The organism is Bacillus sp. TE9106W, assembly GCF_054062215.1.
Genome location: NZ_JBSSFA010000019.1, coordinates 25287 through 43745, shown reverse-complemented (window position 1 = coordinate 43745; position 18459 = coordinate 25287). Strand labels below are relative to the sequence as shown.

Annotated in this window: 18 protein-coding genes and 1 other annotated feature; of the genes, 11 read left to right on the top strand and 7 right to left on the bottom strand. The window is 34.2% G+C overall.

Translation table 11 applies throughout. From position 1 onward, the window contains the following. Window position 1: 1 nt before the first annotated feature. From ACVWY7_RS24475 to ACVWY7_RS24465, 3 genes are all read left to right on the top strand, one after another. Window positions 2–685 (top strand): YhfC family glutamic-type intramembrane protease, encoded by a 684-nt coding sequence (locus ACVWY7_RS24475; protein WP_001013693.1) that lies wholly within the window; start codon window positions 2–4, stop codon window positions 683–685. Beyond that, on the top strand, window positions 682–1068 hold the full coding sequence (locus tag ACVWY7_RS24470; RefSeq protein WP_001253798.1) for a DUF3887 domain-containing protein: 387 nt from the start codon (window positions 682–684) through the stop codon (window positions 1066–1068). Before ACVWY7_RS24475 ends, ACVWY7_RS24470 begins: the two co-directional genes overlap by 4 nt. Window positions 1069–1174: 106 nt before the next feature. Next, complete coding sequence (locus ACVWY7_RS24465) at window positions 1175–1486, top strand: hypothetical protein (protein WP_000845530.1); 312 nt, start codon at window positions 1175–1177, stop codon at window positions 1484–1486. Between the two features lie 40 nt (window positions 1487–1526). Here the strand turns inward: ACVWY7_RS24465 and ACVWY7_RS24460 are convergent, their stop codons facing one another. Continuing rightward, window positions 1527–1742 (bottom strand): helix-turn-helix domain-containing protein, encoded by a 216-nt coding sequence (locus ACVWY7_RS24460; RefSeq protein ID WP_000974621.1) that lies wholly within the window; start codon window positions 1740–1742, stop codon window positions 1527–1529. Between the two features lie 10 nt (window positions 1743–1752). After that, window positions 1753–2235, bottom strand: a complete 483-nt coding sequence (locus tag ACVWY7_RS24455) for a DUF2975 domain-containing protein (protein ID WP_000809109.1) — start codon at window positions 2233–2235, stop codon at window positions 1753–1755. A gap of 284 nt (window positions 2236–2519) precedes the next feature. On the opposite strand from ACVWY7_RS24455, the gene ACVWY7_RS24450 reads away from it, so the two are divergent. The 3 genes from ACVWY7_RS24450 to ACVWY7_RS24440 all read left to right on the top strand — a co-directional run bounded on the left by ACVWY7_RS24450 (window position 2520) and on the right by ACVWY7_RS24440 (window position 6890). Continuing rightward, complete coding sequence (locus ACVWY7_RS24450) at window positions 2520–4193, top strand: alkaline phosphatase (protein WP_456524013.1); 1674 nt, start codon at window positions 2520–2522, stop codon at window positions 4191–4193. A 202-nt stretch (window positions 4194–4395) separates the two neighbouring features. After that, the gene (gene desA, locus ACVWY7_RS24445) at window positions 4396–5427 is read left to right on the top strand and encodes a Delta(5) desaturase DesA (RefSeq protein WP_000171466.1); all 1032 of its coding nucleotides are present in this window, start codon (window positions 4396–4398) and stop codon (window positions 5425–5427) included. A 275-nt stretch (window positions 5428–5702) separates the two neighbouring features. After that, window positions 5703–6890 carry an RtcB family protein gene (locus ACVWY7_RS24440; protein ID WP_456524012.1) on the top strand — a complete coding sequence of 396 codons (1188 nt, stop codon included), beginning with the start codon at window positions 5703–5705 and terminating at the stop codon, window positions 6888–6890. 196 nt (window positions 6891–7086) lie between these two features. On the opposite strand, the gene ACVWY7_RS24435 is transcribed toward ACVWY7_RS24440, so the two are convergent. Then, a complete protein-coding gene (locus ACVWY7_RS24435) occupies window positions 7087–7398 on the bottom strand; it encodes a VOC family protein (RefSeq protein ID WP_046947295.1) in 312 nt (103 codons plus the stop codon). Between the two features lie 226 nt (window positions 7399–7624). After that, window positions 7625–7858 (bottom strand): hypothetical protein, encoded by a 234-nt coding sequence (locus ACVWY7_RS24430; protein ID WP_017561360.1) that lies wholly within the window; start codon window positions 7856–7858, stop codon window positions 7625–7627. A gap of 115 nt (window positions 7859–7973) precedes the next feature. On the opposite strand from ACVWY7_RS24430, the gene ACVWY7_RS24425 reads away from it, so the two are divergent. Continuing rightward, on the top strand, window positions 7974–8540 hold the full coding sequence (locus ACVWY7_RS24425) for a hypothetical protein (RefSeq protein ID WP_456524011.1): 567 nt from the start codon (window positions 7974–7976) through the stop codon (window positions 8538–8540). Between the two features lie 377 nt (window positions 8541–8917). Here ACVWY7_RS24425 and ACVWY7_RS24420 read toward each other — a convergent pair whose 3' ends face one another. Further along, entirely contained in the window at window positions 8918–10342 is a 1425-nt protein-coding gene (locus ACVWY7_RS24420; protein WP_017561362.1) for an amino acid permease, read from the bottom strand. Window positions 10343–10608: 266 nt separating this feature from the next. Here ACVWY7_RS24420 and ACVWY7_RS24415 point away from each other — a divergent pair, with 266 nt between their 5' ends. Continuing rightward, the gene (locus tag ACVWY7_RS24415; RefSeq protein WP_017561363.1) at window positions 10609–11358 is read left to right on the top strand and encodes an IclR family transcriptional regulator; all 750 of its coding nucleotides are present in this window, start codon (window positions 10609–10611) and stop codon (window positions 11356–11358) included. A 75-nt stretch (window positions 11359–11433) separates the two neighbouring features. Beyond that, window positions 11434–13074, top strand: a complete 1641-nt coding sequence (locus ACVWY7_RS24410; protein WP_017561364.1) for a M20/M25/M40 family metallo-hydrolase — start codon at window positions 11434–11436, stop codon at window positions 13072–13074. A gap of 126 nt (window positions 13075–13200) precedes the next feature. Here the strand turns inward: ACVWY7_RS24410 and proC are convergent, their stop codons facing one another. Then, the gene (gene proC, locus ACVWY7_RS24405) at window positions 13201–14019 is read right to left on the bottom strand and encodes a pyrroline-5-carboxylate reductase (protein WP_017561366.1); all 819 of its coding nucleotides are present in this window, start codon (window positions 14017–14019) and stop codon (window positions 13201–13203) included. A gap of 341 nt (window positions 14020–14360) precedes the next feature. Next, window positions 14361–14571 (top strand) — a binding site (T-box leader). A 146-nt stretch (window positions 14572–14717) separates the two neighbouring features. Between proC and proB the strand changes: the two genes are divergently transcribed. Beyond that, window positions 14718–15821, top strand: coding sequence for a glutamate 5-kinase (proB, locus tag ACVWY7_RS24400; RefSeq protein WP_062921157.1), 1104 nt, complete (start codon window positions 14718–14720; stop codon window positions 15819–15821). A 29-nt stretch (window positions 15822–15850) separates the two neighbouring features. After that, on the top strand, window positions 15851–17098 hold the full coding sequence (gene proA, locus ACVWY7_RS24395) for a gamma-glutamyl phosphate reductase (RefSeq protein WP_017561368.1): 1248 nt from the start codon (window positions 15851–15853) through the stop codon (window positions 17096–17098). A 49-nt stretch (window positions 17099–17147) separates the two neighbouring features. On the opposite strand, the gene ACVWY7_RS24390 is transcribed toward proA, so the two are convergent. Beyond that, window positions 17148–18341, bottom strand: coding sequence for a NupC/NupG family nucleoside CNT transporter (locus ACVWY7_RS24390; RefSeq protein ID WP_000273612.1), 1194 nt, complete (start codon window positions 18339–18341; stop codon window positions 17148–17150). Window positions 18342–18459: the final 118 nt, after the last annotated feature.

Here is an 18459-nt window from a genome sequence, read left to right as displayed (position 1 = left end):
GATGAATGGTCTTATTTTTACAATAATGATTAGCTTTGGTTTACCGCTTATAGCACTTTTATATGCTTTTTGGAAGCAACGCTATATTCCATATATGTTAGGTATATTGGCTTTTGTTGTATCACAAATATTGATTCGCATACCAATACTAAATTATTTAAATAGAACTAGCACAGATTTTCAAATGTTTTCGGTTATGCAGCCTATACTATTTGCAGTTTTGCTTAGTATATCAGCTGGAATTTTTGAAGAGATAGCTCGTTTTATCGCAATGCGTTATTTTATGAAGCAACGAGATTGGCAGTCTGGTTTTTTATTTGGAGCAGGGCATGGTGGTATTGAGGCGGTGTTGATAGTTGGTATCCCAGTAATATCCCTATTATTATCACAAACAGTCATTCAAAATGGTGACAGTTATTATCTCGGTGGTATTGAGCGCATCTTTGCGATGGTATTACATGTTGGGCTTTCTTTCATTGTATTGCAAGCTGTCGTCCAAAAGAAATTTCGTTATGTTGTATATGCAATTCTCATCCATGGGACTGTAAATGCATTAGCTGGCATTATATCGCTATATGTGCCAGGGGAAATTGGGATTATTATGTCAGAAGTTTCAATAGCAATTTTTGCGTTACTCACTTTTAGTTATAGTTTCATTTTAAAAAGAAAGGGTGTATTAAAATGAGAAGAATGTTACTTATTATTATAAGTGCTATCGCGGCGTTTGCACTTGCAGCATGTACCGGTAATAAAGTAGATGAAAGTACGTCTAAAAACTTTATTTCGAAAGCGGAAGAAATTGTATCATTATTAAATGAGGCAAAATATAAAGAAGTGCATGAGAAATTTGATAGTAAAATGACAGCTGCATTGTCAGAAGAAAAGATGAAAGATCTTACACCTATAATCGAGAAAGCTGGTACATTCGAAAAAATTGAAAAACAATCGATTGAAGAAAAAGATGGTTTATATACTGTTATTCTTGTAGCGAAATATAGTAAAGAACAACGGACATTTATTATAACTTATAATGATAAAGAAGAAATAGCAGGTTTAGTTATTAAATAAAAAAGAGATACAGCGGAAGTTCCGCTGTATCTCTTTTTTTGTTTTAACCAAATTATGGTTATTTGTGCTACTATGAACTTATAGCTATATAGAAGGGGGGATTAGTATGAAAACTGAAATAGGTCCTAAAAAGAAGTACAGTATAATAAGCTACATATCTTTACTCATCGGCATTTTATGTTTTCTGTTCGTATTTATTACACCGACAAGGATAGCGAATGCAGGTAATATAGTGGGAGATTATGTTACAGTTGCCCTGACAGTTGCAGGTATCATACTTTCTGTCATTACAATGGCGAAAAAAACTGAGAAGAAGGGGATTGCTATTCTTTCGTTCATACTGTCCTCATCATTTTTTATATTTTGGATCATCGCAATTATTTTATTGTTTACTGGTCAAATTAGTTTTGCGCCGTAATGTGCAATAAAAAGAGTCCTTCTCGTATGAAGGACTCTTTTTATTCGCTTTCTTCTGGTTGATATTCTAAAATATCCCCAGGTTGGCATTCTAATGCTTTACAAATGGCTTCTAAAGTTGAAAAACGGACTGCTTTTGCTTTACCATTTTTCAAGATCGAAAGGTTAGCCATTGTAATTCCAACCTTCTCTGAAAGCTCTGTTACACTCATTTTTCTTTTCGCTAACATTACATCAATATTAATAATAATTGCCATATTATTCACCTCAGACCGTTAAATCATTTTCTGATTTTATATCTATCGCATCTTTTAATAGTCTTTGGAGAACGGCAGCAAAGACCGCGATTACCATTGAAGCAAAAATTATAATCATTCCAATAACAATAATACCAGGGGCGTCATCTCTCTCTGCCACAAGATAGAAAAGTGGCATACCTAATACATATAATACACTAATTGCTAGTGCGCTGTACTTAATATTTTTTAAAGCTTTAACAGACAACTCTGAGAATGCGTTGTTTTTATCAATATAGTTTAAAAGCTTAAATGTTTGGTACAGTGCGAAGTAATAAGGTATTGCTGTCGCGTATAAATTGATAAATACAAGATATTTAATATATGCCATTTCGGGATATAATTCAGCAGCGAAATTCCCTATGTTAGGGACTAAAAAAATGCACATAGCAAGAACAGGGATACCCATTAGAACCACAGCTGTCTTTAAGAAAAGTGTTGATCCTTGTTTCATAAAAAGCACCTCATTTATTTAATATCTTATTAATTTACCATGAAATTTATTGTTTAACAATAAATTTTTATTTATTTTAATTGGAGATTTGTTGTTAAGCAAATTAATGATGGGAAATCTTCTTTATAAGATAGATGAACTATACCGACATGTAATAAATGAGAAAGTTACTATTGTTAGCTTTATAAGAATTGGGAACTAATAAAACATATATAGGTTGTGAAAAGTAAAACGAAACCAGAACTTTGTATGTAAATGAATGTGAAACAAATGGAGGCGCAATAATGTCGGAGTTAGCTTTAAAGATGAAGAGATTACTGTTAGTAGGAACAATCATACTAAGTATGTTATGTACTGAAAGTTTGATGAATTATCATACAGTGGAAGCTAAAGTGAAAAAAGTAGAACGGAAGCCTAAAAATGTAATCATAATGGTTATGGACGGAACAAGTTCTACAGCAACTACATTAGCTCGCTTGTATAAAGGGAAAGCACTTGCATTAGATGAAATTGTAACAGGAGGAGTTCGTACATATTCGGCGGAATCAGCTATAACAGACTCAGCTCCAGCAGCTACAGCTTTAGCGACGGGGAATAAATCAAATTCAGGATATGTAGGTGTATTACCTTCAATTGTAAGTTCACCTGGCTTAAAACCAATGAAAGAAGAGGATAAGTTACGACCAGTTGCCAATGTTTTAGAAGGTGCAAAACGTACGGGTCGCGCAACTGGAATTGTTGCTACAGCTGAAATTCAGCATGCTACTCCTGCTGGATTCTCCGCTCATCATGTGAATCGTAACAATTTCGAAGTGCTCGCGGAGCAACAAGTATATCAAAATATAGATGTCGTATTAGGTGGGGGAAAAGCAGCACTTCTACCTGAGACAGATAGTGGGATTCGAAAAGACGGTGAAGATTTAGTAAAAGTGATCAAAAACAAAGGTTACGACTTTGTTGAAACGAAAGAAGCATTATTAGGCTCTAAATCTAATAAAATTTGGGGCTCTTTCTCGCTTAATGCTTTAGCATTTGATATGGATCGTGAAGCAACAAACCCAGAGCAACCAACACTTTCTCAAATGACGGAAAAAGCAATTCAAACGTTATCAAAAGATAAAGATGGCTTCTTTTTATTTGTGGAAGGAAGTAAGCCAGACTGGGCAGCTCATGTGAATGATCCAATTGGGATGATTAGTGATGTATTAGCATTTGATAATGCAGTTGCAGAAGCATTGAAGTTTGCAAAAAAAGATGGTAATACGATGCTAATAGCCGTAGCGGACCATGGTAATAGCGGTATTTCTATTGGGAATATGAATACGACAAAAGGATATAATACTACGCCGGTCTCTGCGTACATTTATCCATTGAAAAAAGCGAAGATGACACTTGAAGGGACTATCAATAATTTGAAAGCTGATATATCAAATGTAGAAGAGGTAGCTAAATTATACGGGTTGGACAATTTAACTTATGATGAAAAAGAAAGGTTAAAAACGGCTAAAAAGAAAATAGATGTAGGTCCAATTTTCACTACATTATTGTCTAAGCGTGCGAACATAGGCTTCACAACAGGAGGGCATACAGGTGAGGATGTATTCTTATATTCATACGGTCCTCAAAAGCCATATGGTTTGATTCAAAATACGGACGTTGCGAAGACGATGGCGAAAGCGATGGGCTTTAACTTAGAAAAAGTAACAAACAAATTATTTGTAGAAAGTGAATCAGCCTTTAAGCAGAATGATGCAGCTGCAACAATAGATAAAACTGATGTAGCGAACCCTGTACTCATAGTAAAACGTAATAATGTAACAGCTCAATTATCTGTTAACAAAAATATAATTCGTATTAAGAATAAAGAGTATGAATTAGGAAGTGTTGTTGTAGAAAGTAATGGAAAGGTTTACGTACCAGAAGAAGCAATTCATCTATTTAGAAAACATTCTCGTTAAAAGATTGCCAACCACTTACCTTAATTAGGAGGAGTGGTTGGCAATTTTTTGTTTATTAAACGTAAGCAATTTGTAAGGAGTGAGTAAGAAAAAAGAGAATTTTATAGTATATAATAATATTTATTACATCTACTTTTAACACCTGATACTAATAGTGTGCTATAATATGAATTAGCAACATAAAGGAAGGGAATTAGAAAAAATGACATTAGAAAAAACTAAAAATTTAAAAAAACAAGTTGCCCCTTATGAAAAATCAACAATTAAAAAAAGTGTGTGGCAACTTATTAACACAGTCGTGCCGTTTATTATTTTATGGTACCTCGCTTATAAAAGTTTGTCCGTTTCTTATCTGTTAGCAGTAGTTCCATCTCTGTTAGCTGCTGGTTTTATGACACGAATTTTCATTATTTTTCATGATTGTACCCATTATTCATTCTTTAAAAGTCGACGTGCAAATAGAATAGTAGGGACATGTATGGGTGTGTTAACGTTATTCCCATTTGATCAATGGGGGCATGATCATGCAATTCATCACGCTACAAGTGGTAATTTAGATAAGAGAGGTACAGGAGATATTTGGACGCTTACAGTGGATGAATATGTAGCTGCGCCATTTAGACTTCGTTTAGCATATCGTTTATATCGCAATCCATTCGTTATGTTTGGGTTAGGTCCGATTTATGTATTCTTGCTTAAAAATAGATTTAACCGAAAAGGTGCAAGACAGAAAGAACGTATGAATACGTATTTGACGAATATTATAATTGTTGCCGTAGTAGCTATACTTTGCTGGGCAATAGGATGGCAATCGTTCCTATTAGTACATGGTACGATATTCTTAATTGCAGGTTCAGTAGGGATTTGGCTGTTTTACGTACAGCACACATTCGAGGATTCTTATTTTGAAGAAGATAAAGATTGGGAATATGTGAAAGCGGCCGTAGAGGGAAGTTCATTTTATAAACTTCCAAAAATCTTGCAATTCCTAACTGGTAATATTGGATTCCATCATGTTCACCATTTAAGCCCAAGAGTACCAAACTATAAACTAGAAGAGGCACACAATAATACGCTTCCGTTAAAAAATGTACCAACGATTACACTTGCTACAAGCTTGCGTTCACTTCGTTTCCGTCTTTGGGATGAGAAAAGTAACAATTTTGTTAGCTTTAAAGAAGTCAAAAATATAATTAAAAATAATGTTTCTGTCCGGGTGAAATCGGAACTATAAATTCATCGGCTATAAAACTCCCCTTAATCATTATCGATGTAAGGGGAGTTTTTGTTATGTATAACTGATATCGGGGACGTGGAAAAATACATGTGTAGGTATAAACATAAAGAGACGGTAAATATATTATGTAAACAAGAATAATCATCATATTTTTTTATTACTGTGATGGATATCGTGTATATATAATGGAAAGCAGAAGGTGGATGAGAGTAATGATAAGAATAGAAACAACGTAATAAAATAATTCTTTCAAAAGGAAGGGGAAATGAAAGATGTTGAAATTACAAGGAAAATACAATGAAGCGAAAGTATTTACGAATAACGTTGATGAGACTGCGACAGGACAGATTATTGATCTTTGTAACCAAGAATTTGTAAAGGATAGTCAAATTCGTATTATGCCAGATACACATGCAGGAGCAGGTTGTACGATTGGGACAACAATGACAATACAAGATAAAATTGTTCCTAATCTTGTAGGGGTAGATATTGGGTGTGGGATGGAAGTTGTTGTAATTGATAAGAAAAAAGAAGAAATTAATTTCGATTACTTAGACGAAACAATTCGTAAATTCGTTCCAAGTGGTTTTCGTATACGAGATAAAGAACATCGATTCTCAAAAATGATTGATTTTGATGGTGTGAGAGCTCCATTTACATTACAACGCGCTCAAAAAAGTATTGGTACACTTGGGGGAGGAAATCATTTTGTCGAATTGAATGAGGACGATAAAGGTAATGTATATATTGTCATTCATAGTGGTTCGCGTAATTTAGGTAAGCAAATTGCAGAGTATTACCAAAACTTCGCATATGAACAACTTATTGATGTTACATCAATAAAAGATGATATTATTAAGAGGTTAACTGAAGAGGGAAGAGCAAAAGAAATACAAGAAACTTTACGTGGAATTCAGAAGCCAAAGATTCGTAAAGAACTAGCTTATTTAGAAGGGCAAGGGTTCAAAGATTATATGAATGACATGAATATTGCCCAAAAATATGCGGCGTTAAATCGTAAAGCAATGATTGATGAAATTGTTACGAAAATGGACTGGAAAATTACAGATCAATTTACTACAATACATAACTATATTGACATAGAAAATATGATTCTACGAAAAGGTGCTATTTCAGCTCAGAAAGATGAACGAGTCATTATTCCAATTAACATGAGAGATGGTTCAATTATTGCATTTGGTAAAGGTAATCCAGACTGGAATTTTTCTGGTCCGCATGGGGCAGGACGTATCATGAGTCGTAAGAAGGCTAAAGAATCATTGAGTCTAGAGGAATTTCAAAATACGATGACAGAGGTTTGGACTACATCAGTAGTAGAAAGTACAATTGACGAGGCACCAATGGTATACAAGACAATGGATGAAATTATAGAAAATACAAAAGAAACGATAGATATAAAACACATTATTAAGCCGTTGTATAATTTTAAAGCGAATTAGAAGGGATAAATAAGCGGCCAGAAAAAATTATTTTTCGTATCTTTTGTTCGAAAACAATCTAATCAAGGGAAGTAGGTCCATTTTATTGCGATGGGATAGAAAAAGTCGATTTCCTGTGGAGTTAAGAAATCGACTTTTTTATTTATTTTGTTGGATGAAAGCAACCGTTAGCTTAATAGCAAAGGATTATAACCGTCTATTTCTCCCAAAGCTCAATTAGACGACCTTCAGGATCTTTAATCCAAATAAACTTTCCGAACTCACTAATTTCTTCTTTCTTTTCAAGAGGTACACCAATATGTTCAAGATGCTGAATAGTCTTATTTAAATTATGTACTTCAAAATTTAACATCACTTGCTGTTCTATTGGAAAATAATTATCATTTTCGGTAAAGAAAGAAAAAATAGTCTCATTTCCTAATTGGGGTTTAATCACAGTCCCATTCCAATCTTCTATTTCAATTTTCAACACTTCACTGTACCATTTTTGTATAATATCAGGGTTCATATTCAATTATATTTTTTTAGCTTTACATTCATTGAATAAAGCAATAAATAAAATTCAACAAGTGATGAAAAGGTATCATTGTTTTTCTTTTTGTTGTTTATAAAACAGATATTTTAAAGGTCTCCCCACAGGAGGAAAAACTTTTTCTTGTAGGGAGACTTCCTATCGTAAATAGTAAAAAATGAAAAATATAATCTAAAAAATCTAACAATCACGGTTTTAAGTATTAGAATATTTTAAGGATAATATATATTAAACCATATAATAATAAAAGTCCTAAAATATCCATAAACAAATATTTAATAGTTATTGGTTTGAAAATTAAAGTCTTTATAAATAATAAACTAGCCATAATGTATAGTATACTTTGTTCTTTAAAGAAAACATATAAAGAAACTGCTATTGCAATAATACAAATACTAATTGTTTTATCTGTATTGTTAGCATCACTTCTAAACATTTTCACACCACCTTTTTGAATTTTTTGTAAAAAAAGTAAAAAAGTTATTGATTTCTATAATATTTACTATAATATATATTATATACAGAAAATTAAGAAAAAGGAAGGTGTAAAAATGTTAAAAAAACTACCTAAAGTTTTAACTGTATTCATTTTACTAACGACAAGTTCCCTAATTTCTATCAATCAATTTGCAAAGGCTGATGAAACGGACCAAATAAATATTACAGAAGAAAACGATTTATCCACATTGATCTATTCAGGTTCAGAAGAAAATGCTCCCTTATTTAAACCAAGTATTCCTCAAGTACAAACTGACAAAGATTCGCCACAAAGAGTTGTGATTAATGACGGTAGTTATAATTGGAGATATTTAAATACATATTATGAAAGTAATGTGTTTTCCAATACGGCTACTAGTTGGTTGATAACAGCTGCTAGTGGTGGAATTGCAGGTTGGGCCGCTAAATTTTTTGTTAAAGAAGTATGGAGAGGTGTTGCAGGTTCTATAATTGGTAAAGCTGCTTCAGATTTAAAGGTAGGTACAAATTATTGGTGGACAGTAAAAAAATATGTAGACAAAGATGCTTATAATGTTTATGTAAAATATGATATTAAAATTTATTCTAATTCAAGTAGGACAAAATTAGTAAAATCATATATTCAAGTTCATAAAGTTTAAAGCTACATTTAAGAAACAACAAAAGAATGAAAAAACAAGAGCGTCCTAAATTTCATTGAGGACGCTCTTGTTTTTTCATATATAATAGCTGTACTAATTCTAGACGGTTTCCTGGATGATTTCGAAAAAAACAGTCTCATAACCTAAGATAATTTATGGGAATTTACGATATTGGTATGCAAAAGATGATATTCTTCGTCACTTTAATTATAAGATAGATTTTTCGTTTGTTTTAGAGTAATTGAAAGATACATATTTTCTGGATAATGTTCGAAATGAAGTACCTCCTGTCTAAATATTTATTATTAAACATACTAATGTGCTTTTGCTTTCATCTGATTTGAACCGCCTTAATCATAATAATATGTAATGCAGTATTACATAGTCTCGCTAATTTTAGTTTCACTACGAGTGTTAGTAGCAATTCTTTTCTTAACTTTAAAGTGATAGTAGGTATAGCAAAAGATGATAAATGGTACAGTACAATAGATTCCAAGTCGTTGTTCAGGGATAAAGATAAGACTGATTAATATAATGCCATACAATCCAAAACCAAGAAATGGTACAAGTGGATAAAGTGGAGTTTTAAATTTTAAGTCTTCTAATCTTCCACCGTCCGCTAAATAATGTTTACGGAAAAAGAATTGAGAGACACAAATTGACATCCAAACAATGATTGTAATGACTCCAGAAATGGAAATGAGCCATAAGTAAACAGTTTCAGCTGCTACAACGCTTGTTAAAAGAGAAAAAGCAGAAATGGCAATTGTCATAATTAAAGCGTTTAGAGGTATTCCTCGTGATGATAATTTCTTTAAAAAGGCTGGAGCCATTTCATTTTTGGATAATGACCAAAGCATGCGAGTTGCCGCGTATAGTCCTGAGTTTGCGACAGAAAGAACAGCAGTAAGAATAACAAAGTTCATAATATCAGCGGCATATGGAATACCGATATTATCAAATACAGCAACGAACGGGCTTTTTGTTAATCCTGCTTCTTCCCAAGGAATTAAAGCAACAAGAACAAAGATTGCTAAGACGAAGAAAAACATCGTGCGCCATATAATATTTCTAATAGAACGAGGTAAAGTTTTTGCTGGATCTTCACTTTCACCTGCTGCGATTCCGACAAGTTCTGTACCTTGGAAGGAATAATTGACTGTAACCATTGTTAATAGAATAGCTGCAAGTCCATTTGGGAATAAACCACCATGATTTACGAAATTTGATAATAGCGGAGCTGGTTCGTCGCCTTTCAAATCAATTAAACCGAACATAGCGGCGCCGCCAAGGATAATAAAAGCGATAATGGCAGATACTTTTATACTTGAAAACCAAAATTCTGTTTCTGCATAACTACGAGCAGATAGTGCGTTAATCGTGAAGATTGTAACGCCAAATATTAAACACCAAACCCAAACAGGAATATCAGGAAACCAGCGCTGCATTGTAATGCCAGCAGTTGTAAATTCAAGGCCGGTCGTATTCGCCCAGCTTAACCAATACAACCATCCGATTGTAAAGCCAGTTGCAGGATTGATAAACTTAGTGGCATATTCCTGGAAAGACCCCGAAACAGGCATGGCTACAGCGAGTTCACCAAGACATAGCATAACGAAATACATTAATAATCCACCGGCCATAAAGGCAAGTACGGATCCACCAGGTCCAGCCTGACTTATAATAAAACCAGATCCGTTAAATAATCCCGTTCCAATCACACCACCGAGTGCAATCATGAATAAGTGTCTACTTTTCATCGTACGTTTTAATTCATTGTTTGTATTATTTACTTGCGCCATTGTTTTCCTCACTTTCGTAGTTAATAGAATAAAGTTTGATGTTTTTCCGTATTATGGAATATATTCCGTGATGTGAAATCTTGTTATAATTTTCAGATAATTAAAAAGAAAAGTCAATATTTTTTTGTTTGCGCTTTCGAATCTTCGTTTGTAGCATGTTTTATTTTTAGAAAATTTAATAAATAGATTGATTTCATTTCGAATGTTTGTTAAATTGATAGGTAATTGAGCGTACTAACATATTACAAGTCAAGGAGAGGTGAGTTATGGTACAGTCCATTGATCGAGCGATAAGTATTATAAAGTTATTAAATTCTACTAATGAAAAAGAGTATTGGGCCATTTCTGATATAGCGGACAGAACACATCTCCCAGTTAGTACAGTACATAGATTACTTAACTCTCTAATCGAGCATGGGCTAGTTACACAAATTTCAGAGACGAAACAGTACAAAATTGGACCAATGTGGATGGAAATAGGATTACGACAATTGGAGAAGGTAGACTACAGATCAGTCGCAAGAGAAGTAATGAAACGATTGGCCTATGAAGTGGAAGAAAGTGTTTATTTGAACATTCCAAATGGAACACATTCTATTATTATTGAAAGAATGGATAGCCCTTTAAAAATTCGAGTTATTGATAACTTAGGGGAACAGATTCCTCTTTCAATTGGTGCTGCAAATAAAACAATGCTTGCCAATATGAAACAGAATGAAATGGAATATATTGTTGAGCAACTACTTTCTGCTTTACCAGAACAAAAGCAAATTCTTCTTGATCAAATAAAGCAAATAAGAAACGAAGGATATGCTGTCAGTTATGGAGAAAAAACAGAAGGGACAGCTTCAGTAGCTGCACCTATTATCGGATTTAATCATAAAGTAGTAGGAGCATTAAGTGTTGGGTTAATTAGTCATCGCATTAATGATGATCGACTATCTTTTCTTATTAGTAAGGTAAAAGAAGCAGCACATGAAATATCAATAAAAATCGGCAGTACATCAGAACTATAGTTTTGATAGCTGTCGTCATTTTTTATTCATATACTGGAATTCATTTTCATAATACGGAAAAATAGGGGGATTTATATGTCAAAGTGGCAATCAAAAGAACAATTGATTCAATTATTAAGCGGTCTTGTTGAAATTCCTAGTATTACAGGTACAGAAGCTGAAGTGATATTGCCAGACTTCGTTGTGGAACAATTATCTGATTTACAGTACTTCAAAGAAAATCCGCACCATTTGCAAAAAAATCCGACAGGGGACGGAAGGTATTTTGTTACAGCACTAGTAAAGAAAAGTGATAGTACAAAAAACACCGTAATTCTAGTTAGTCACTTTGATGTTGTAGATGTGCAAGATTACGGAGTGTGGAAAGAAGATGCATTTAATCCTAAAAAGTTAACATCTATGTTTTATGCTCATAAAGATGAATTACCAGACCATGTACGTGAAGATATAGAACAAGGAGAATGGTTGTTTGGTAGAGGAACAATGGACATGAAATGCGGCCTTGCGTTACAAATGGCGATGATTGAGCAAGCTTGTGAAGGAAGATTTGATGGGAATATTGTTTTACTAGCTGTTCCAGATGAAGAAGTAAATTCTGTCGGGATGAGAGCTGCTGTTCCAAGATTATTAGATTTAGCAAGAGAACACGATTTAGATTATAAAACAGTACTAAATTCAGAGCCTATGTTTTCAAGGCATCCTGGTGACCAAAAGAAATATATTTACACTGGTTCTATTGGTAAAGTGTTACCTGGTTTTCTTTGCTACGGAAAAGAGACACATGTAGGTGAACCTTTTGCAGGTTTAAATGGGAGTTATATGGCTTCATTAATAACAGCAGAATTAGAGTTGAATACAGACCTTTGTGATATTGTAGAAGGGGAAGCGAGTCCTCCGCCAACTAACTTACTTCAAAGAGACTTAAAGGAGGATTATTCTGTACAAATTCCGCATCGTGCAGTCACATTATTTAATTTGTTTTTACTAGAAAAATCAATGACAGATGTCGTTTCATTGCTGCGTCAAAAAGTAACGAAAGTAGCAGAAAAAATAGAAGAATCATATGAGAAGCAAGCTTATCGTTTTTCTAAATATAATCCATTTATACCACCTAACCTCAAAGTAAATGTATTAACATATGAAGAGCTTATCGCTTATGCAATTGAACAACACGGGCAAGAGAAAATAGATGATATTCAATCTAGCATTATTAAAAATAGAGAAGATAAAGATGATCGTGCGGTAACGATTGATTTAGTAGATAAACTAGCTATTTTATGTAAAGAAAAGGCGCCGATGATTGTACTTTTCTTCGCTCCGCCATATTATCCAGCTGTAAGTTCACGTAACAACCAGTTAATTAAAGAAGTAGTCGGAGAAATGGAAAGGTATGCACACTTCAATCATAATATTACATTTGAAAACCAAAACTATTTTGGAGGAATTTCAGATTTAAGCTATGTGGGCTTACAAAATCCATTACATTCAATGAGTTCACTTGTAGACAATATGCCATTATGGGATAAAGGTTACTCAATTCCACTTCAGGAACTAGAAGAATTTGACGTTCCAGTATTAAATATGGGGCCGGTAGGAAAAGATGCACATCAATGGACAGAACGTCTAGATGTAAATTACGCATTTGAAACGCTATTAGATATGTTACCGATTTGCATTGAAAAATTACTTGTTTCTAATAAAATTACACAAGCGTAGTAGGGAAGGGGAAAATGAAATTATTTTAATATAATTAACAACTAAAACGGCCAAACTCAAGTAAATTCGAGTTTGGCCGTTTATCATGTAGTGCATTTCTAATTACATTCATGTGAATTTATAGTTTTACTTTTTCGTTTGACCAGATAGTTCGACAGACTTTTGTGTACAACGTTGCATAGCTGAAATGATGGCTGTTCGTAAGCCTTTTTCCTCTAAAGTTGCTACAGCTTCTATCGTTGTTCCGCCAGGAGAACAAACCATATCTTTTAATTCACCAGGATGTATTCCTGTTTCTAGTACCATTTTTGCAGATCCTAATACAGCTTGAGCTGCGAATTTATATGCTTGATTTCTTGGCATACCATCTAGTACAGCAGCATCTGCCATCGCTTCTATAATCATATATACGTATGCAGGTGAAGAACCACTTACAGATGTTACAACGTCCATTAATTTTTCACTTACAATCTCTGATTGACCAAAGCTATTGAAAATGTTTAGCACATCTTCTAAATCTTTTTCTGTCACCATTTCATTCGGGCATAATGCAGACATTCCTTCTCCAACAAGGGCAGGGGTATTAGGCATTACTCGTACAACTTTTAATTTCTTATCAAAAGAATCCTCTGTACTTTTGATGCTTTTTCCAGCAGCGATCGTTACGACAATAACATCGCTTTTGATCTCTTCTTTAATTTCGTTAATTACTGATGCGTATAAGTCTGGTTTAATTGATAAAATTAAAATATCAGCATTTTTAGCGACTTCATTGTTGTCAGTAGTTATAGATATTCCGTACTTTTCACTAGCATTTTCTAAATTCGTCGTGTTTAAATCTGAACACATGATTTTATTTGAAGACACTATCTTTTTATTTAGCATCCCGCCAATTATAGCCATCCCCATATTTCCGCATCCGATGAATCCAATTTGTTTATCCATAATAACTCAATCTTGCTCCTTTTTTAATAAATTATATCATTTTGAAATTGTTATCTTAAAATAACAATAACATCTCCATGCAATATAAAGAAACATTCTAAGAGAATATTTTCCTTTTTGCAACACCAAAAGATAAAAAATCAATTATATTCGACATTCTGTAAATATATACACTATAATGTAAGGTATTATATTTATAAATATGAGTTGTAGTTATATCAATTTGTATTTTCATTCAGTAGAGCAATCTTTTCATGCAAGTAACTTGCTCCTCTATTTATTTTTAAAAATACTTCTTGACACCAAATCGAACTATATCGCATAATATAAAAAAATTAAACCGAAAATCGTTGAAGGGAAATAGTACATATGTCTTCTTGCGAAAGAGAGTGGAATTCACCGGCTGAAAGATTCCTCGTATAGAATATATCGAACCTATCCCTGAGTCTTAAATGAAAGTTTAGGCGTTCGCCTGCGTTATAGGCACCAAGTGGATATCTATGTATATCAATTAAGGTGGTACCGCGGAACAATGACCGTTTCGTCCTTTTTATTTTATGAAGGGCGAAGCGGTCATTTTTATTTTGCTCTTAAATAGACTAGGTGCAGCACTGATAAAAATAGAAATCGCTGCAAGCTGTATGAATAAAAGTGTAATGTATAAAAAAACTTTGATTTTAGACTTGGGGGATATAAAAGTGAAAAAACAACGAATTGTTGTAAAGATTGGGAGCAGTTCTTTGGCGGATAGTCACGAAGGCATTTCTAAAGAACAACTTTCAGATCATGTTGCGGCATTAGCTCGATTGAAAGAGGAAGGGCATGAAGTTTTGTTAATTACATCTGGGGCCGTTGCTGCAGGTTTTTCTGCGCTAGGATATCCTAGCAGACCTGTAACAATTAAAGGAAAACAGGCAGCTGCAGCTGTCGGACAAAGTTTGTTAATGCAGGCGTACACGGAGGAATTTCGTAAATACGGTATCGTTACTGCGCAACTATTGCTGACGAGAAGTGATTTTTCTAGAAAAGAACAATATAGTAACGCTTACGCGACTTTAGGAGAGCTACTAAACCGTTCTGCTCTTCCAATCATTAATGAAAATGATTCCATTTCTTTAGAGGAGCTAACGTTCGGTGATAATGATATGCTGTCAGCTTTAGTAAGCGGACTTGTTTCGGCGGATATGCTGATGATTTTTACAGATGTGAACGGTTTATATGATAAAAATCCTCAGAAAAATGAGGATGCGAAAAAATATTATTTCCTTCCTGAAGTTACAGAAGAAATCGCTTCTCTTGCAGGAGATGCTGGCTCAAAACTTGGGACTGGCGGAATGAAATCAAAAGTCGATGCTGCAAAGACAGCACTCTCTCTTGGTGTCAGTGTATTTATCGGAACAGGACGTGGACAAGAGAAATTTGTAGATGTTTTGAAGGGGAAAGGTGATGGAACGTATGTCGGAAATGCCCCTCAAAAAGAAATGAAGATGAATAAGCAATGGATCGCTTTGCATTCGGTTGTTAGCGGACAAATTGAAATAGACGCCGGAGCAGCTACAGCTATCATTCAGCATGGCAAGAGTCTTCTTCCTGCTGGTGTTACAAATGTTTCAGGGTTTTTCCAAGTGGGCGAAGTCGTAGAAGTAATGACGCAACAAGGACGCGTCATTGGAAAAGGACAATGCACATATAGTGCAGAGGAGCTAAGGGATGTAAAAGGTATGCAAAGCCAACAGATTCAAGCAAGAGGCGAAAGACATAATTATGAAGTCATTCATAGAGATTATTGGGTTTCATTTTAAGAAGATGGATCAAAAAGGAGGAAATAAAAATGCATGAAGTGTTGGCAAAGGGAAAGAAGGCGAAAGAGATCGCTAGAGAGCTAGTGCTTAAATCTACAGAGCAAAAAAACGAAGCACTTTCCGCAATAGCTGATCAGTTAATATTAGAAACAGCTTATATTTTAGAAGAAAATAAGAAGGATATTGAAGAAGGTAAGGCAAAAGGGTTTTCTGATTCTCTCCTTGATCGCCTTATGCTGAATGAACAGCGTATTGTTGATATGACAGAAGGGATTAAGCAGCTAATTGAATTACGTGATCCTGTAGGAGAATGTGTAAGTGCATGGGAAAGGCCAAATGGACTATGTATTCAGGAAATGCGCGTACCACTTGGTGTTGTTGGGATGATTTACGAGGCAAGACCGAATGTAACAGTGGATGCTGCTACAATTTGTTTGAAGACAGGAAACGCAGTCATATTACGTGGTAGTTCTTCTGCTATTCATTCTAATAAAGCCATCGTTGCCGTTATTCACAGAGCGCTCAAACAAACAAGCTTACCTCAAGAAAGTGTACAGCTTATAGAAGATACAACGCGAGATAGCGCAAAGCAGTTGTTTACAATGAATGATTATCTAGACGTTCTTATTCCAAGAGGTGGCAAGCAATTAATCGATACTGTTGTGAGGGAAGCGTCTGTCCCAGTACTTGAAACAGGTGCGGGAAATTGTCATGTTTTCATTGATGAAACAGCGGATAAACAAATGGCATTTGATATTATTATAAATGCAAAAACGCAGCGTCCATCTGTATGTAATGCAATTGAAACGATTGTACTTCATGAGAAGTGGGCAGAGCAATATGGTAGCGAGTTGTTTTCTTCTTTGAAGAAAAGAGGCGTGGAGCTACGTGGTGATCAAAAAGCATTGGCAATGGATTCATCAATTGTACTTGCTTCAGAAGAAGACTGGGGGACAGAATTTTTATCTCTCACGCTAGCAGTTAAATTAGTTTCTTCTATAGGAGAAGCGATTCATCACATAAATACGTATGGATCTATGCATTCTGAAGCGATTATTTCAGAAAACGAGGAAAACGTCAGCAAATTTTTCGTATCTGTTGATGCTGCTGCGCTGTATCATAATGCATCAACTCGTTTTACTGATGGATCTGAATTCGGATTCGGAGCTGAGATTGGCATCAGTACACAAAAGCTACACGTAAGGGGACCAATGGGGCTTCCTGCATTAACTTCTACAAAATACGTCATTCGTGGAAATGGACAAATTCGAAAATAAAAATAAAAGACACTCAATTCGTTTGGGTGTCTTTTATTTTAAAAATTATTTACCATACAAAAAGCCCAACAAGCATAGCGCTTAATAAGGAAACAGCCATTCCGCTCACAAGAAGCTTCCAAACATTTTTACCGATGACTGATGATTTTTCGCCGCCAAATAATGAATTGTAAGTTCCATAAATCATACCTACTGTACTAAAGTTAGCAAAAGAAGCTAGAAATGTTGTGGCAACCGCAACCGTATGCGGTTGTAAAGACTTTAAGTTTGATTTTAAATCCATCATTGCAACAAATTCATTCGTCGTTATTTTGATCCCCATTAATTCAGCTACATACATAGCATCACTGCCCGATAAACCGAGTAAAAAAGCGAAAGGACTAAAGATAATGGAGAAGATTTTTTGAATTGTTAACCCCGTTACAAAAAATCCTAAAATCCCATTTAAACATGCAGTTAAAGCTACATAACCAATTACCATAGCTAAAATAACGATAACCATATTCATCCCGACTAACATGCTGTTTGAAATAGTAGAAAAGAAATCCTTTTTTTCATGTTTGGAAGGTGTGTAAACAACATCTTCTTCTTTCGAAACTTCCACAGGATTTAATACATTGGCTAAAATTAATGCGTTAATACAATTTAATGGGATTGCGCTGAAAATATATGTTGCTGGAACCATTGATAAATAAGCACCAAGAATGGATCCGCTGACGCTACTCATACTCATAATTCCAAAAGTCAGCAGACGGTTTTCTTTTAAAACAGATAATTGATCACGAACAACCGCAAGTGCTTCAGTGTTTCCTAAAAACATCATTTGAATCGAAAAGAAACTTTCTAACTTTGGTAAACGAGAAATCTTTGAAATAACTGCACCTACTTTATCAATAATCCAAGTTAAGATTCCAAAGTAAGAAAGAATATCAAAGAACGTGATAACAAAAATGATAGGTAGTAATGCGCTAAAGAAGAAATCAATTGTCTGATTTTCCATAGCAGAAGGAAATGCAAATCGAATTCCTTCATTCGCACATGCCAGTAGCCAACTGAAAAATGAAGCAATTTTATTAATGATAATACTGCCTAGCTTTGTGCCTAACATAAACCACGTAATAAAAAGCTCTAATATGATGAGAATTACAATTGGTCTCCATTTTATATGTTTTTTATTAGGCGAACATAAGTAAACAATTAATATGACAACGAAAATCCCTAACATATTCAATATGAAATACATGTCAACAACTCCTTAAGGCTTATTATTTGTATATAAAAAAGCCTCTATTCTTCCAAATTTGGATTATGATCAGAAGTTATGAAGCATGTGAATGATGTTTAGGATTCATGTATTTTAA

Coding starts and splice junctions, on each gene's coding strand:
- ACVWY7_RS24475 (WP_001013693.1), top strand. CDS start 2: ATGAATGGTCTTATTTTTACAATAATGATTAGCTTTGGTTTACCGCTT.
- ACVWY7_RS24470 (WP_001253798.1), top strand. CDS start 682: ATGAGAAGAATGTTACTTATTATTATAAGTGCTATCGCGGCGTTTGCA.
- ACVWY7_RS24465 (WP_000845530.1), top strand. CDS start 1,175: ATGAAAACTGAAATAGGTCCTAAAAAGAAGTACAGTATAATAAGCTAC.
- ACVWY7_RS24460 (WP_000974621.1), bottom strand. CDS start 1,742: ATGGCAATTATTATTAATATTGATGTAATGTTAGCGAAAAGAAAAATG.
- ACVWY7_RS24455 (WP_000809109.1), bottom strand. CDS start 2,235: ATGAAACAAGGATCAACACTTTTCTTAAAGACAGCTGTGGTTCTAATG.
- ACVWY7_RS24450 (WP_456524013.1), top strand. CDS start 2,520: ATGTCGGAGTTAGCTTTAAAGATGAAGAGATTACTGTTAGTAGGAACA.
- desA (WP_000171466.1), top strand. CDS start 4,396: ATGACATTAGAAAAAACTAAAAATTTAAAAAAACAAGTTGCCCCTTAT.
- ACVWY7_RS24440 (WP_456524012.1), top strand. CDS start 5,703: ATGTTGAAATTACAAGGAAAATACAATGAAGCGAAAGTATTTACGAAT.
- ACVWY7_RS24435 (WP_046947295.1), bottom strand. CDS start 7,398: ATGAACCCTGATATTATACAAAAATGGTACAGTGAAGTGTTGAAAATT.
- ACVWY7_RS24430 (WP_017561360.1), bottom strand. CDS start 7,858: ATGTTTAGAAGTGATGCTAACAATACAGATAAAACAATTAGTATTTGT.
- ACVWY7_RS24425 (WP_456524011.1), top strand. CDS start 7,974: ATGTTAAAAAAACTACCTAAAGTTTTAACTGTATTCATTTTACTAACG.
- ACVWY7_RS24420 (WP_017561362.1), bottom strand. CDS start 10,342: ATGGCGCAAGTAAATAATACAAACAATGAATTAAAACGTACGATGAAA.
- ACVWY7_RS24415 (WP_017561363.1), top strand. CDS start 10,609: ATGGTACAGTCCATTGATCGAGCGATAAGTATTATAAAGTTATTAAAT.
- ACVWY7_RS24410 (WP_017561364.1), top strand. CDS start 11,434: ATGTCAAAGTGGCAATCAAAAGAACAATTGATTCAATTATTAAGCGGT.
- proC (WP_017561366.1), bottom strand. CDS start 14,019: ATGGATAAACAAATTGGATTCATCGGATGCGGAAATATGGGGATGGCT.
- proA (WP_017561368.1), top strand. CDS start 15,851: ATGCATGAAGTGTTGGCAAAGGGAAAGAAGGCGAAAGAGATCGCTAGA.
- ACVWY7_RS24390 (WP_000273612.1), bottom strand. CDS start 18,341: ATGTATTTCATATTGAATATGTTAGGGATTTTCGTTGTCATATTAATT.